This is a genomic window from Glutamicibacter sp. NPDC087673 (assembly GCF_044743255.1).
Taxonomy (GTDB): domain Bacteria; phylum Actinomycetota; class Actinomycetes; order Actinomycetales; family Micrococcaceae; genus Glutamicibacter.
In genome coordinates this window covers 33,408-48,184 of the sequence record NZ_JBIUWB010000004.1, presented here as the reverse complement: position 1 = coordinate 48,184, position 14,777 = coordinate 33,408, and the positions used below count along the sequence as shown (strand labels likewise).

The following is a 14,777-nucleotide window of genomic DNA, read 5'->3' as shown; positions in this document are numbered from 1 at the left end:
GGAGGTTAACCCTCGTCAGGGGTTGGCGGGACGGTCTGCCTGGCTGGTTGCACCGGGTGCCCTTCGCGCTTCGCCGCGCGCCGATGCAGGCGATCCAGCACCCAGCTGACGATCCGGTCGATGACGAATCCGAGCACTACGGCGATGACAATGGAAACTGCAATGCCCAGCAGCTTGTTGTCGTGCATCCAGTTGCCGGCCAGCGCACCGATGCTGACGGAGTAGGCGGCCCAGGTCAGCACGCCGATGGTGTCGAAGAGGGTGAAGCGCTTGTGGCTGAATCCGGTGGCGCCCGCGGTCAGGTTCACGGCCACTCGGCCAATCGGGATGTATCGGGCCGTGAAAATCAGCAGAGCGCCCGAGGTTTCAAGTTTCTTCTCGGCATAGTTCAGCACCCGCTGCGCGCGTTGCCCGCGCATCCACTTGAAGCCCCTGGATCCGATCTTGCGTCCGATGGCGTACGTGATCTGGTCGCCGAGCAAGGCACCGCCGGCACCGAGCAAGCCGATCAGGACAAGGTTGGGAACACCGGTGTGGACGCCGACCGCGGCCAGTGAAACCAAAAATGATTCACTCGGGACGAGGGGGAAAATCGCATCGATCATGCAGAACAGAAACAATAACGGCAGGATCCACCATGCGCTGGCGGCCTGCGTGATTGCCTCATTGACTAATTCCATGCGTGCCTACATCTACTTTCCCAAGGCGCTCCATGCGCTGAATGTCTCTCCATTTTCGCTCGAGAACTCACCTGCGCGCATCCTGCTTACGTTGCGTTGTGGACAATTCCCATCTGCTACCCAGGTAGGAGTTAACTGACTAACGTTTGACTACGCCGTTATTGTTCCCGGGAACTTTCTGGGAACTTCTACTGCGGCAGCTGGCCTGGGAACCACCAGGATGCCAGGCCATTGCTACCGCAACTTCGAAGACGAACGGACCTGCACGGCCCTCCGGAAAGAAAAGCCCAGCTGCTGCAGGCAGCGAGGCCGGGGAAGAGCACTCGCAGGGCGACCAGGCTCCCGATATTTCTGGAGCGGGGCGCAGATTCCCAGCGGATCGGTCGCCGGCAAGCGAAAGAGCCGGGAAACACGGCAACGTGTTTCCCGGCTCCTTGAGCGCCCATCCGGATTCGGCTACTTGGCGGCGATGCGGTCCAGGATCAGGCGGGTGTCCGGACGGTCATCGGCCGAACCGATCATGATGGCGCGCTGGACCAGCTCGATGGCACGCTCCATCTTGGCCGGGGTGTCGGTCAGCAAGGTGGCAATCGGCTCGCCACGGCGAACCAAGGCACCTGGCTTCACGTGCATGCGCACGCCGGCGCCGGCCTGGACGCTGTCTTCCTTGCGGGCACGTCCTGCGCCCAGGGTCCACGCGGCCAGGCCGATGTCCATGGCGTCGAGCTTGATCAGCACGCCCTCGGCGGGCGCCACCACGGTGTGCGATTCCTTGGCTACCGGCAGCTTGGCATCCGGATCGCCGCCCTGGGCCGCGATCATCTTGCGCCAGATGTCCATGGCCTTGCCGTTCTTCAGCGCACCGGGGACATCCGCATCCTTGATGCCTGCCCCGGCAAGCATCTCGGTGGCCAGGGCCACGGTCAGCTCCACGACGTCCTCTGGTCCGCCGCCGGCCAGGACCTCAACGGATTCCTCGACCTCGATGGCGTTGCCGGCGGTCAGGCCCAGCGGGGTTTCCATGTTGGTCAGCAGCGCCACGGTGTTCACCGACGCATCGGTGCCCAGGTTCACCATCGTCTCGGCCAGTTCGCGGGCCATGGCCTCGTCCTTCATGAACGCGCCGGAGCCGACCTTCACATCCAGCACCAGGGTGCCGGTGCCTTCGGCGATCTTCTTGCTCATGATCGAGGACGCGATCAGCGGGATGGCTTCCACGGTGGCGGTGACATCGCGCAGGGCGTAGAGCTTCTTGTCCGCCGGAGCCAGTCCGGTGCCGGCGGCGCAGATGACCGCGCCGACGTTGGACAGCTGGGAGAACAGCGCTTCGTTGGACAGGGCCGCCTTCCAGCCGGGAATGGCTTCGAGCTTGTCCAGGGTGCCGCCGGTGTGGCCCAGCCCGCGGCCCGAGAGCTGCGGGACGGCCACGCCGAAGCTGGCGACCAGCGGAGCCAGCGGCAAGGTGATCTTGTCCCCCACGCCGCCGGTGGAGTGCTTGTCGGTGGTGGCCAGCTTCTTGCCCGACGGGTCGGTGAGGGCAGAGAAGTCCATGCGTTCCCCGGAGTTGATCATCGCGGTGGTCCAGCGCGAGATCTCGTTGCGGTTCATGCCCTGGAAGTAGATGGCCATATTCAGCGCGGACATTTGCTCTTCGGCGATGGCCCCGCGGGTGTAGGCATCGATGGTCCAGTCGATCATCTCGTTGCTCAGTTCGCCGCCATCGCGCTTGGCGCGGATGACTTCGACGGCACTGAATTGCTCGGTAGCCATATCAGGCACCTTCCATTCTGCTGTTGGCCGGTGTGCTCCGGCGCTAGAAGTTGAGATTCTGCGGCCCGAACGCGTCAGGCAAGAGGTCGTCGATTCCCACGATGCCGCGGGCTGTCTTGATCAGCAGCTGCGCCCCGCGGTGCTCGAAAAGCAGCTGGCGGCACCGGCCGCACGGGGTGATCAGTTCGAGCTCGCCCTCGCGCAGCTGGCCGAAGCACAGGAAGTATTCCATGGTGCCCCCGCCGGTGGCGAAGAGCTGGCCCACCATGGCGCATTCAGCGCACAGGGTGACCCCGTAGGCGGCGTTCTCGATGTTGCACCCGGAAATCAGGCGGCCGTCGCTGGTCAGTGCCGCGGCACCCACCCGGAACTCGGAGTAGGGCGCGTAGGCCTGGGACAGCGCGGCCGCAGCCGCAGCTTCGATCTGCGGCCACGGCGCGTTGTTGCTATTCATGGGAAATCGCTATTCCTTCACGTAGGGTTCGCCCGCAGCTGCCGGTCCGCGCGAACGCCCCACCAATCCGGCCACCGCGAAGATGGTCACCAGGTAAGGCATCATGGCCATGAACTGGCTTGGTACCGGGGTGCCGATGATCGTCAGGATCACCTGCAAGTTATCGGCGAAGCCGAAGAGCAGGGCGGCCAGGAAAGCGCCGATCGGGTTCCACCGGCCGAAGATGACTGCGGCCAGCGCGATGAAGCCGCGGCCGCCGGAGATTTCCTTGGTGAAGGAGTCGATGGCCACCAGGGTGAAGAAGGAACCGCCGATGCCGGCCACGATGCCGCCGAGGGTGACATTCCAGAAGCGGATCGCGTTGACCTTGATGCCCAGGGTATCGGCTGCCTTCGGATGCTCGCCCACGGCGCGCACGCGCAGGCCCCACTTGGTCTTGAACAGGCCGAACCAGACCAGGAAGACGGCCAGGTACATCAGGTAGCCGATCACCGACTGCTTGAACAGGATCGGGCCGATGACCGGGATCGAGGAGAGCAGCGGGATTTCAAGGACCGGCAGGTGCGCTGGCGAGTTGAAGCGCTCCGGGTCCTCCTGCATCACGGTGGTGAACAGGAAGCCGGTGATGCCCGAAACCAGCACGTTCAGGACCACGCCGACGATGATCTGGTTGACCACGTACTTGATGGAGAAGACCGCCAGGACCAGCGAGACCATGGCGCCGGCCAGGCCGGCGGCAACCAGGCCCGCGAAGGCGCTCTGGGTCAGCGAGGCGACCAGTGCCGCGGTGAAAGCACCGCCCAGCAGCTGGCCCTCGATGGCGATGTTGACGACGCCGGCACGCTCGCACAGCACGCCCGAAAGCGAACCGAAGACCAGCGGCACGGCCAGCACCACGCCACCGGCCAGCAGGCTGGCCAGCGAAATGCTGTTGATGTTGGCGCCGGAAACCACCCAGATCAGGAAGCCCAGCACGAACAGGACCGCCGCGATGGCGACCATCCAGGTGGCCAGGATCCTGCCCTGCTTGCGCTGCATCCACGCGTAGGCGGCAATGGCCAGCAGCAGCACGCCGAACACGATGTTGGTGATGCGGCCCGGGAAGACCAGTTCGGGCAGCTCGAAGGCGTCGCCGGCGCTGTTCAGCGTGAAGTGGGCGGCTTGGTCGTTGCCCAGCAGGCCGAAGCTGAAGAAGACGATCACTGCGATCACCGAGAGGATGATCGGGGTCTTCTTGCTCGGCAGGACGTTGATTGCCGGCTGCAAGGTGGAAGAGGTCACTTGGCACCTGCCTTAGTAGGTTCGAGCTTGGAGCTGCGCTTCTTCTTGCGGTTCATGCCGAAGATGGCCTTGACCAGCGGCGGGGCGGCGATGAACAGCACGATCAGCGACTGCACCACCGACACGATGTCGATCGGGGTGCCGGTGGTGATCTGCATGTTCACCGCACCGGCCTGGAACGCTCCGAAGAGCAGGCCGGCGAAGAACGTGCCCCACGGGGTGGAGCGGCCCAGCAACGCCACGGTGATCGCGTCGAAGCCCAGCGAGCCGGCGATGCCGCCGGTGAGCACCTTTTCGGTGCCTGCCACCTGTGCCACGCCTGCGGCACCGGCCAAGGCGCCAGCCAGCGCCATCGCAATGATGGTGGTGCGGGCCACGTTGATGCCGGCGGTCTGCGCGGCTTCCGGGTTGTGGCCCACGGCGCGGAATTCGAAGCCCACGGTGGAGCGCTTGAACATCCAGGACACGGCCAGCACCAGCAGCACCGCCATCACGAAGCCCAGGTGCAAACGCGAACCGGGGATCGCCGGGAAGATGGCCGAGCTGTCCAGGATCGGCGAGATCGGGTTGGTCTCGCCGGGACGGCGGAACCCCTGGGTGTTCATCAGGAAGTCGATCAGGTACACGGCCACGTAGTTGAACATGATCGTGAGGATCACTTCGTGGGCGCCGGTCTTGGCCTTGAGCAGGCCGACCAGGCCGCCCCAGATCGCGCCGCCGAGCAGGCCGAAGACGATCACCAGCAGCAGGTGCAGGCCGATGGGCAGGTGCCAGGCGAAGCCGATGTAGGCGGCCAGCACCGAGCCGATGATGATCTGGCCCTGGGCACCGATGTTGAACAGGCCGGCGCGGAATGCCACGGCCACGCCCAAGCCGGCGCAGATCAGCGGGGTGGAGACGGTCAGGGTCTCCAGGAACGGCTTGAACCCCTGCGAGGAGTTGTAGATCGAGCCGTTGAACAGCGCCACATAGCTTTCGGTGGCCGCACGCCAGAATTCGCCGAAGAAGGCCGAAGGCTGGGCGAAGAGGTAGCCGGCCGTTTCGCCCACCTTCTCATCGGTGACCGCAATCAGCAGGCCGCCGATGACCAGTGCGACGATGACGCCGAGGACCGAGACCAGGCCTGGTCCCTGGGTGATTTGGCGCAAGAGGTCATTGCCCGGCTTGCCGGAGCCGGGAACCACAGGTGCTTTCTCGCTCACTGCGCTTCTCCTTCCTGGTTGTCATGCTCGCTAGCTGGCTGGGCTTCAACCGGCTCGTTCTCCGCCTTCGCGAATTCGGCCTGGGCCAGGGCTTCTTCCTGCGAAACACCGGCCATCATCAAGCCCAGCACCTCGCGGGAGGTGTCGCCCGGCACGATGCCGTTGATCCTGCCCTTGTAGAGCACGGCAATGCGGTCGGCCAATTCCATGACCTCGTCCAGCTCGGTGGAAACGATCATCACCGGGGTGCCCTTGTCGCGTTCGGCCACGATGCGGCGGTGCAGGAACTCGATGGAGCCCACATCCACGCCGCGGGTCGGCTGCGAAGCGATGAACAGCTTCAAATCGCGGCTCAACTCGCGGGCCATCACGACCTTCTGCTGGTTGCCGCCCGAGAGGCTGGAAGCAGGGTTCAGCGGGTTGTCGGTACGCACGTCGAAGCCCTGGATCTGCTGCGCGGCGTTCTTCTTGATCGCCTCCAGGTTCATCGAGATGCCCTTGCCGAAGGGCGGGCGGTCGTAGAGGTCCAGCACCAGGTTCTCCTCAATGGAGAACTGGGTGACCAGGCCGTGCACCGAACGGTCTTCGGGAACGAAGCCGAGGCCCGAGCGCAGGATCTGCTTGACCGACTTGCCAACCAGCTCCTGGCCGGCGAGCTTGACCGAGCCGCCCGTCACCGGCTGGGTGCCCAGGATCGCTTCGGTCAGTTCGGTCTGGCCGTTGCCCTGCACGCCGGCGATCGCCAGGATCTCGCCTGCATGGATATCCAAGGTGACCGAGTCCAGCGTGGTGGTGCCCGCCGGGTCGACGACCGTCAGGTCCTTGACCTGCAGTACCGCCTGCCCGGGAGTGGCTGCGGCCTTGTTCAGGTTCAGTTCCACGGCGCGGCCGACCATGAGGTTGGCCAGCTCGGTGGTGGAGGATTCCGGGGAGACCGAATCGATGACCTGGCCGCGGCGGATCACGGTGATCACATCGGACACGGCACGCACTTCGCGCAGCTTGTGCGAGATGAAGACGATGGAGGTGCCGTTGGCCTTGAGCTGGCGCATGATGTCCAGCAGCTCGTCGGTTTCCTGCGGGGTCAGCACCGCGGTCGGCTCATCGAGGATCAGGATCTTGGCCTCGCGCACCAGGGCCTTGATGATCTCGACACGCTGCTGCACGCCAACGGGCAGGTCTTCGACGACCGCGTCCGGGTCCACGTCGAAGCCGTAGCGGTCGGAGATCTCGCGGATCTTCTTGCGGGTGACCTGCAGGTCAAGCACGCCGCCAGCCTTGGTGGTTTCTGCGCCGAGGGCAATATTCTCTGCCACGGTGAAGACCGGGACCAGCATGAAGTGCTGGTGCACCATGCCGATGCCCGAGGCCATGGCGTCGCCCGGTCCGGAGAACTCGACGGGCTTCCCGTCCAGCAAAATTTGGCCCTCGGTCGGCTGGTACAGCCCGTAGAGCACGTTCATAAGCGTGGACTTTCCAGCACCGTTTTCGCCGAGCAGACAGTGAATCTGGGCGTCATCGACCGTCAGGTCGATATCTTTGTTGGCGTAGAAAGAACCGAAGGCTTTCGAGATTCCTCGTAGTTCGAGTTTCACGATTCCACCATCTTCATTGTTCGTTTGGCGAGGTTCTTGCTTGCAGGTTGTTTTGGCCCTTAGGCAGGCATAAAGCGCGTCACCTGCCCACCGCTGTATTGCGGCGAGCGGTGACGCGCTCCATGGCTGGTTTGCCTAGACCTACTTGGGGCTGGAAGCCGATTCGATCTCCAGCTCACCGGAGATGATCTGCTGCTTCAGGGCATCGATCTCCTTCTTGGTGTCTTCGCCGATTTCCTCATCGAAGTTGTGGAACGGTGCCAGTGCAACGCCCTCGTTCTCCAAGGTGCCCACGTACGGGGTCGAGTCGAACTTGCCCTCGGCGTCGGTGCGGATGACATCTTCGACTGCGGTGTCCATGGTCTTCACGACCGAGGTCAGCATGACGTCCTTGTAGTCGGGAGCGGTCAGGAAGCCGTCGGAGTCGACCCACACGAGCTTGGCTTCCTTGCCGCCGTCGTTGGCCTCGACCACTGCAGCGCCAGCGCCCTTGCCCACTGGGCCGGCGACAGGCATGACAACGTCAGCGCCGGAAGCGATGAAGTTCTTGGTGATCTGCTTGCCCTTATCCTGCTTCTCGAAGTCGCCGGAGAAGGTGCCGTCCTGCTTCTTCTTGTCCCAGCCCAGCAGCTTGACGTCCTTGCCCTTGTCTTCGTTGAACTTGGCCACGCCGTCAGCGAAGCCGTCCATGAAGATGGTGACGGTAGGGATCTTGATGCCGCCGAAGGTGGCAACGGTGCCGGTCTTCGAAGCGGCAGCTGCTGCGTAGCCTGCCAGGTAGGCAGCCTGGGCCGTGTCGTAGATGATCGGCTTGACGTTTTCGATCGGCTTCTCGTACTGGAAGTCGACGATGGCGAAGTTCTTGTCCGGGTTGGCCGCGGCAGCCTCAGCGGTTGCGTCGCCCAGCAGGAAGCCGATGGTGACGGTCAGGTCGCAGCCTGCGTTGACCATGCCGTTGAGGTTGGTCGCGAAGTCGGCGTTCGACTTGGATTCTGCATCCTTGGTCTGGATGCCCAGGTCCTTCTCGGCGTTCTTCAAGCCGCGGAAGGAAGATTCGTTGAAGGACTGGTCGTCGAATCCACCGGAGTCGGACACAATGCAGCCAACGTAGTCCGGGAACTGGCCAGCCGAGCTGGTCTCTTCCGGTGCAGCGCCGCAGGCGCTCAAAGCTAATGCCGAGATGCCGAGCATGGCTGCAGCCATACCGGTCTTGCGCGATACGAAGCGCATCTGTTCCTCCAAAGAATCTTGCGAGATAATGCGGGAGGCAAGACACCTGACCCTCGTGCAAGGCTTCATTGCCTAGGCCTTACTCGAGCACACCAAAAGTCATAGCATTCCCATCGTTTCCATAGCCTATCGGAGATATGTCACAGGTAAAGACGATAAAGATTACAAACAGATAACTTACGGGCCGCAAAACGGCAAGCGCTTAACGCCAACGCCCAAGTCACTGACCGAATTGTTAAAGCGTCAAAGAAATGTTAAAAACTTTCGGGTTTGATGTGGCCAACGCCCTATTTGGCGTTTGCCTCGCGCACAGCCTGCATGGCGGCGGCCGCCATGATGCGAACCCCCACGCCAATGCACGATTCGTCCGGGATATAGTCCCCGCGGTGCAGGTCATAGGTTTTGCCGCCCGGGGTGCGGGTTCCCAGCCGCAGCATCGCACCGGAAACCTTCTGCGTCATCCACGCGAAGTCCTCCCCGCCCATGGACTGCGGAGTCAGCTCGATGGCCTCGGCCCCGAACTCGCGGCGCGCGGCGTCCTCGATCAATGCGGTCTCCGCCGGAGCGTTGACCACAGGAGGCACTCCACGGGTGTGCTGCAGCTTGATTTCCACTCCGTAGGGAGCGGCGATCTGGCGCACGGCCTGGTCCAGCAGCTCACCGGCCTCGTACCAGACATCGCCGTCCAGGCAGCGCATGGTGCCGGCCAGGTATCCGGTGGCGGGGATCGCGTTCGGCACGCTGCCGGCATGGATCTGGCCCCAGACCACCGAGACGGCCGAGCGCACGTCGACCTTGCGTCCGAGCACGGCCGGGACCTGGGTGGCGATCTGGCTCATCGCGAAAACGATGTCTTCGGTCAGGTGCGGGCGCGAGGTGTGCCCGCCCCGGCCGTTGACCTCGATGCGGATGGTGTCGCTGGCCGAGGTGATCGCGCCGATGCGGGTGCCGATATGCCCGGCGTCGATCCGCGGGTCGCAATGCAGCGCGAGCACCCGCGGCACGCCATCGAGCAAGCCCTGCTCGATCACCGACAGCGCCCCGCCGGGAAGCTTCTCCTCGGCGGGCTGGAAGATCACCCGCACGCAGCCATCGAGCTTGCCGGCGGCATGGATCCTTCCCAGGGCCAAGGCCACGCCGATCATCACGGTGGTGTGGATGTCGTGGCCGCAGGCGTGCGCCACGCCCTGGGTCATCGAGGCGAACTCCAGGTTGGTTTCCTCCACCACCGGCAGCGCGTCGATGTCGGCACGGAAAGCGATGCGGATGGGCCCTTCGCCAATGTCCACGAAGGCGCCGGTGTCGGCCATTTTCTGCGGCGCCAGCCCGGCAGCACGCAGGGTTTCGAGAATCCGCTCGGTGGTTTGGTGCTCAGCAAAGGACAGCTCCGGGTTGCGATGCAGTTCCCTGCGGAAGCCGATCAGCTGGTCGATCAGCGGCTCGGTGAAGTCGCTGACGGAAGCCGGATTGCCATTTTCATTCACGGTGGACACCTTTTGAAGATACTCGGCACGGTGCAGAAAATGACAGTTTTCCGTAATGTTCGGGCGCATTGCGCAACATCAGGCAAGGGAAACGGGGCGCGCCGACCTATTGCCGGCCAGCTCGCCCCGTTCGCAATCCTGCTGTGCTAGAGCACCTCGGTAGCACCGTCGGCCTTCAAGGCCTCCACGGTCTGCTTGACCTTCTGCGCATGCTCCTTGGTGGTCACCAGCAACGCGTCGGCGGTATCCACCACGACCACATCCTCGATCCCGACCAGGGCCACCACGCGCGGGCGGTCCGAATAGACCACGCCGGTAGCACTGTCGGCATACACGCGCACCGACTCGCCGCCCAGGTTGATGATGCCCTCCTCGGCACTGGCCTTGTTCAAGCGGCCGATCGCGGCGAAGTCGCCCACGTCGTCCCAGTTGAAAACGCCCGGGATCACCGCGACGTCGCCGGCCGCGGCGGCCGGCTCGGCCACCGCATAGTCAATGGCGATCTTCGGCAGATCGGCCCAGACTTCGCGCATCACGGTTTCGCGCTGATCGGTTTCCCAGGCATCGGCGATCTTCATCAGGCCCGCGTACAGCGCCGGCTCGTTGGCTTCCAGGTGCTTGAGCATCAGGCTCACCGGCGCGACGAACATGCCGGCATTCCACAGGAACCCGCCCGAGGCCAGGTACTTGCGGGCGGTGTCCTCATCGGGCTTCTCCACGAACTGCACCACGCCGCGCGCCGACGGCGCATTGGGCACCTGCAGCGGTTCGCCGGTCTGGATGTAGCCGAAACCGGTGGAAGGGTGCGTCGGGTGGATGCCGATGGTCACGATCTTGCCGGTCGCCGCGGTATGGATCGCTTCGCTCAGCGCGGCCTGGAACACCTCAACCGGCTCGATGACCTGGTCCGCGGCGAAGGAGCCCATGATGATGCTCGGGTCGCGGCGGTACAGGATCGCGGCGGCCAGGCCGATGGCGGCGGCCGAGTCGCGCGGCTCCGGCTCAAGCACCAGGTCCTCGTCGCACAGCTCGGGCAACTGGGACACTACGGCTCCGCGGTGCGCACGCCCGGTGACCACCATGATCCGTTCGCCGGCCAGCGGGACCAGGCGGTCATAGGTGGCGCGGATCAGCGTGGATCCGGATCCGGTCAGATCGTGCAAAAACTTCGGAGCGGAAGCCCTGGAGAGGGGCCACAATCGGGTGCCGACGCCGCCGGCGGGGATCACGCCGTGGAATCGGGCTAATAGGTCTGCATTCACGCCTTCCAGACTAATTCATTCGGTGGATAATCCTGTCCATTGAAACCTGTGCAACAGATTAAATACGAAAACATCGCATGAGGTATTACGGGCGGGATTTCGGCCTTTTAGCGCATAATTACCCCTTTTCGGTGAACATGCTCACAGGAACGAGACACGAAATAGATTGGAGCTAGCCAAGTGGTTTAGACTCGCACAAGGAACGCTCGCACAAGTGCGTCAAATCTCATTGTGTGCAATATACACATGCGCCGTTGCGAGCCTTGGAGGTTTAGTTCAGTGTCGAAGACTTCGTCAGGCACCCTATACCGCGGCCATGAAGGCATGTGGTCCTGGGTGGGACACCGAGTCACCGGTGTCGTTATTTTTCTTTATCTGCTGGTGCACGTGCTCGATACGGCCATGGTCCGTGTCGATGCCGGCGCCTACGACGCAATCATTAGCACCTACCAGACCCCGTGGATGGCACTTGGTGAAACCGGTCTGGTTGCAGCAATCCTCTTCCACGCATTCAACGGTCTGCGCTTGATCCTGGTCGACTTCTGGAAGCAGGGTACCAAGTACCAGCGCCAGTTGCTCTGGGGCGTATTGATCCTCTGGGTCATCGTCTTTGCGGGCTTCGCCATCCGTCACCTGTCGATCGCATTTGGGAGCCACTAAGCCATGAGCGTTTCTATTCCTGCTCCTCGCAGCCAGCGCATTGATCCAAAGTACAAGCGCGGACCAAAGTCCCGCGGAAGCTTCGAAATGCTGGCATGGCTGTTCATGCGCCTCTCCGGCGTCGTGCTGATCGTCCTGATCTTCGGCCACCTGATCTCCAACCTGATGGTCGGCGAAGGCATCTCCGGCATCAGCTTCGGCTTCGTGGCCGGCAAGTGGGCCTCGCCGCTGTGGCAGTTCTGGGATCTGGCCATGCTGTGGCTGGCCATGCTGCACGGCACCAACGGCGTGCGCACCATCATCAACGACTACGCAGAGAAGCACGCTACCCGTGCATGGCTCAAGGGCATCCTGTACGTCGCCACGATCTTCATCATCGTGCTTGGTTCCCTGGTGATCTTCACCTTCGATCCATGCGTCGCCGGCAGCCAGCTGCCGCAGTGCTAATTGGAACTCCCCTAGTTCCAGCCAATAGCCACACAGATTTTTAGAAAAGAGAGCATCAAGAATGCAGGTACATAAGTACGACGTTGTTATCGTCGGTGCCGGTGGTGCAGGCATGCGTGCAGCGATCGAATCCGGTCAGCGCGCACGCACCGCAGTGCTAACCAAGCTTTACCCAACCCGCTCGCACACCGGTGCGGCCCAGGGCGGCATGTGCGCAGCACTTGCCAACGTCGAGGAAGACAACTGGGAGTGGCACACGTTCGACACCATCAAGGGTGGCGACTACCTGGTTGACCAGGACGCAGCCGAGGTCATGGCCAAGGAAGCCATCGACGCCGTGCTGGACCTGGAGAAGATGGGCCTCCCATTCAACCGAACCCCAGAGGGCAAGATCGACCAGCGCCGCTTCGGCGGCCACACCCGCGACCACGGCAAAGCCGCCGTGCGACGCGCATGCTACGCAGCTGACCGCACGGGCCACATGATCCTGCAGACCCTGTACCAAAACTGCGTCAAGCACAACGTCGAGTTCTACAACGAGTACTACGTGCTCGACCTGCTGATGGTCGAAGAGGACGCCTACCGCGAGGACGGCACCGCCTACAAGCAGAAGCGCGTTGCCGGCGTCGTCTCCTACGACCTGGCTACCGGCGAACTGCACGTCTTCCAGGCCAAGTCGGTCATCTTCGCTTCGGGCGGCGCCGGCAAGGTCTTCAAGACCACCTCCAACGCGCACACCCTGACCGGTGACGGCATGGGCATCGCCTTCCGCTCGGGCCTGCCGCTGGAGGACATGGAGTTCTTCCAGTTCCACCCAACGGGCCTTGCCGGACTGGGCATCCTGCTCACCGAGGGTGCACGTGGCGAAGGCGCGATCCTGCGCAACTCGGATGGCGAGCGCTTCATGGAACGCTATGCGCCGACCATCAAGGACCTCGCACCACGTGACATCGTGGCCCGCGCGATGGCCAACGAAGTCCGCGAAGGCCGCGGTTGCGGCCCGAACAAGGACTACGTGCTGCTGGATCTGACCCACTTGGAACCAGAGCACATCGAATCCAAGCTGCCGGACATCACCGAGTTCGCCCGCACCTACCTGGGTGTCGAGCCATTCACCGATCCGGTGCCTGTCTACCCCACTGCGCACTACGCAATGGGTGGCGTTCCAACCAACATCAACACCGAAGTGCTGCAGGACAATGACACCGTCATTCCTGGCCTGTTCGCTGCCGGCGAGGTTGCTTGCGTATCGGTCCACGGCTCGAACCGCCTGGGCACCAACTCGCTGCTGGACATCAACGTGTTCGGCAAGCGCGCCGGCGTTGCCGCTGCCGAGTACTCCAAGACCGCCGACTTCGTCGAGTTGCCGGAGAACCCGGAAGCATTCGTCACCGCGCAGATCGACGGCGTGCTGACCGGCAACGGCACCGAGCGCGTCTCGGACCTGCGCTCGATCCTGCAGGAGACCATGGACGCCAACGTCCAGGTATTCCGCGACGAGCGTTCGCTGAAGGAAGCGCGCGACGTGATCGAGGATCTGCGCCTGCGCTACAAGAACATCAGCATCCAGGACAAGGGCAAGCGCTTCAACCTGGATCTGCTCGAAGCCATCGAGCTGGGCTTCCTGCTCGACTTGGCCGAGGTCATCACCGTTGCTGCATTGCACCGCAAGGAATCCCGCGGCGGCCACTACCGCGAGGACTTCCCAGACCGCGACGATGAGAACTTCATGAAGCACTCGATGTCCTACCGTGACGCAGAAGCCGTCACCGAGGACATCAAGGGCATCCGCATGGAGACCAAGCCAGTGGTCTTTACCCGTTACCAGCCAATGGAGCGTAAGTACTAATGAGCACCGAACTGCCAGAACCACCGTCAAAGATCGACCTGAAGCCAGGCGTTGGCGGCGGCGGAGAGATCCCGAGCTTCGACATCACCCTGCGCGTTCGCCGCTACCTGCCAGAGGCTACTGCGGACGCATACTGGGAAGATTTCAAGCTGACCATGTACGGCACCGACCGCGTGCTGGACGCCCTGCACAAGGTCAAGTGGGAGCAGGACGGCTCGCTGTCGTTCCGCCGCTCCTGCGCCCACGGCGTGTGCGGTTCCGATGCCATGCGCATCAACGGCCGCAACCGCCTGGCCTGCAAGACCTTGCTCAAGGACCTGGACACCTCCAAGCCGATCACCGTTGAAGCCATCAAGGGCCTGCCCCTTGAAAAGGACCTCATCGTCGACATGGAACCGTTCTTCCAGTCCTACCGCGAGATCATGCCATTCCTGATCTCCAAGGGCCACGAGCCAACCAAGGAACGCTACCAGTCCGCCGAGGATCGCGAGATCTTCGACGACACCACCAAGTGCATCCTGTGCGCTGCTTGCACCAGCTCCTGCCCGGTGTTCTGGACCGATGGCCAGTACTTCGGCCCGGCCGCGATCGTCAACGCCCACCGCTTCATCTTCGACTCGCGCGATGATGCAGGCGACATGCGCCTGGAGATCCTGAACGACAAGGAAGGCGTGTGGCGCTGCCGCACCACCTTCAACTGCACCGAAGCATGCCCACGCGGCATCCAGGTGACCAAGGCTATCGCCGAGGTCAAGCAGGCAATTCTGGCGCGCACCGTCTAAGGACGCGCTGAGGGCCCGAACCGTTCAACGGTTCGGGCCCTTTTTGCATCCCTTCAACGCCCCCGCCTCGCGTGGCATGAT

General features: G+C 63.1%; 13 protein-coding genes. 4 read left to right on the top strand and 9 right to left on the bottom strand.

Annotation, left to right across the window (positions count from 1 at the left end; translation table 11 throughout):
• Positions 1 to 5: 5 nt before the first annotated feature.
• The 9 genes from ACIOTL_RS10440 to ACIOTL_RS10400 all read right to left on the bottom strand — a co-directional run bounded on the left by ACIOTL_RS10440 (position 6) and on the right by ACIOTL_RS10400 (position 10,958).
• Positions 6 to 680 (bottom strand): DedA family protein, encoded by a 675-nt coding sequence (locus ACIOTL_RS10440; protein ID WP_105657434.1) that lies wholly within the window; start codon positions 678 to 680, stop codon positions 6 to 8.
• 456 nt (positions 681 to 1,136) lie between these two features.
• Positions 1,137 to 2,450: a thymidine phosphorylase gene (locus ACIOTL_RS10435; RefSeq protein ID WP_400342537.1), complete on the bottom strand. Its 1,314-nt coding sequence runs from the start codon at positions 2,448 to 2,450 to the stop codon at positions 1,137 to 1,139.
• 43 nt (positions 2,451 to 2,493) lie between these two features.
• Entirely contained in the window at positions 2,494 to 2,904 is a 411-nt protein-coding gene (locus ACIOTL_RS10430; protein ID WP_400342535.1) for a cytidine deaminase, read from the bottom strand.
• A gap of 9 nt (positions 2,905 to 2,913) precedes the next feature.
• A complete protein-coding gene (locus ACIOTL_RS10425) occupies positions 2,914 to 4,185 on the bottom strand; it encodes an ABC transporter permease (RefSeq protein ID WP_332489199.1) in 1,272 nt (423 codons plus the stop codon).
• Entirely contained in the window at positions 4,182 to 5,387 is a 1,206-nt protein-coding gene (locus ACIOTL_RS10420) for an ABC transporter permease (RefSeq protein ID WP_105661697.1), read from the bottom strand. Before ACIOTL_RS10420 ends, ACIOTL_RS10425 begins: the two co-directional genes overlap by 4 nt.
• Positions 5,384 to 6,982, bottom strand: a complete 1,599-nt coding sequence (locus ACIOTL_RS10415) for an ABC transporter ATP-binding protein (protein WP_105657429.1) — start codon at positions 6,980 to 6,982, stop codon at positions 5,384 to 5,386. Before ACIOTL_RS10415 ends, ACIOTL_RS10420 begins: the two co-directional genes overlap by 4 nt.
• 141 nt (positions 6,983 to 7,123) lie before the next feature.
• On the bottom strand, positions 7,124 to 8,212 hold the full coding sequence (locus ACIOTL_RS10410; RefSeq protein WP_105657428.1) for a BMP family protein: 1,089 nt from the start codon (positions 8,210 to 8,212) through the stop codon (positions 7,124 to 7,126).
• Positions 8,213 to 8,499: 287 nt separating this feature from the next.
• Positions 8,500 to 9,696 carry an amidohydrolase gene (locus tag ACIOTL_RS10405; protein ID WP_400342533.1) on the bottom strand — a complete coding sequence of 399 codons (1,197 nt, stop codon included), beginning with the start codon at positions 9,694 to 9,696 and terminating at the stop codon, positions 8,500 to 8,502.
• A 146-nt stretch (positions 9,697 to 9,842) separates the two neighbouring features.
• Positions 9,843 to 10,958, bottom strand: a complete 1,116-nt coding sequence (locus ACIOTL_RS10400; protein WP_105661696.1) for a mannose-1-phosphate guanylyltransferase — start codon at positions 10,956 to 10,958, stop codon at positions 9,843 to 9,845.
• 246 nt (positions 10,959 to 11,204) lie between these two features.
• On the opposite strand from ACIOTL_RS10400, the gene sdhC reads away from it, so the two are divergent.
• The 4 genes from sdhC to ACIOTL_RS10380 all read left to right on the top strand — a co-directional run bounded on the left by sdhC (position 11,205) and on the right by ACIOTL_RS10380 (position 14,696).
• Positions 11,205 to 11,618, top strand: coding sequence for a succinate dehydrogenase, cytochrome b556 subunit (sdhC, locus tag ACIOTL_RS10395; protein WP_388025151.1), 414 nt, complete (start codon positions 11,205 to 11,207; stop codon positions 11,616 to 11,618).
• Between the two features lie 3 nt (positions 11,619 to 11,621).
• A complete protein-coding gene (locus ACIOTL_RS10390; protein WP_105661695.1) occupies positions 11,622 to 12,065 on the top strand; it encodes a succinate dehydrogenase hydrophobic membrane anchor subunit in 444 nt (147 codons plus the stop codon).
• Between the two features lie 61 nt (positions 12,066 to 12,126).
• The gene (gene sdhA, locus ACIOTL_RS10385) at positions 12,127 to 13,914 is read left to right on the top strand and encodes a succinate dehydrogenase flavoprotein subunit (protein WP_105661694.1); all 1,788 of its coding nucleotides are present in this window, start codon (positions 12,127 to 12,129) and stop codon (positions 13,912 to 13,914) included.
• Complete coding sequence (locus tag ACIOTL_RS10380) at positions 13,914 to 14,696, top strand: succinate dehydrogenase iron-sulfur subunit (RefSeq protein WP_105661693.1); 783 nt, start codon at positions 13,914 to 13,916, stop codon at positions 14,694 to 14,696. Before sdhA ends, ACIOTL_RS10380 begins: the two co-directional genes overlap by 1 nt.
• Positions 14,697 to 14,777: the final 81 nt, after the last annotated feature.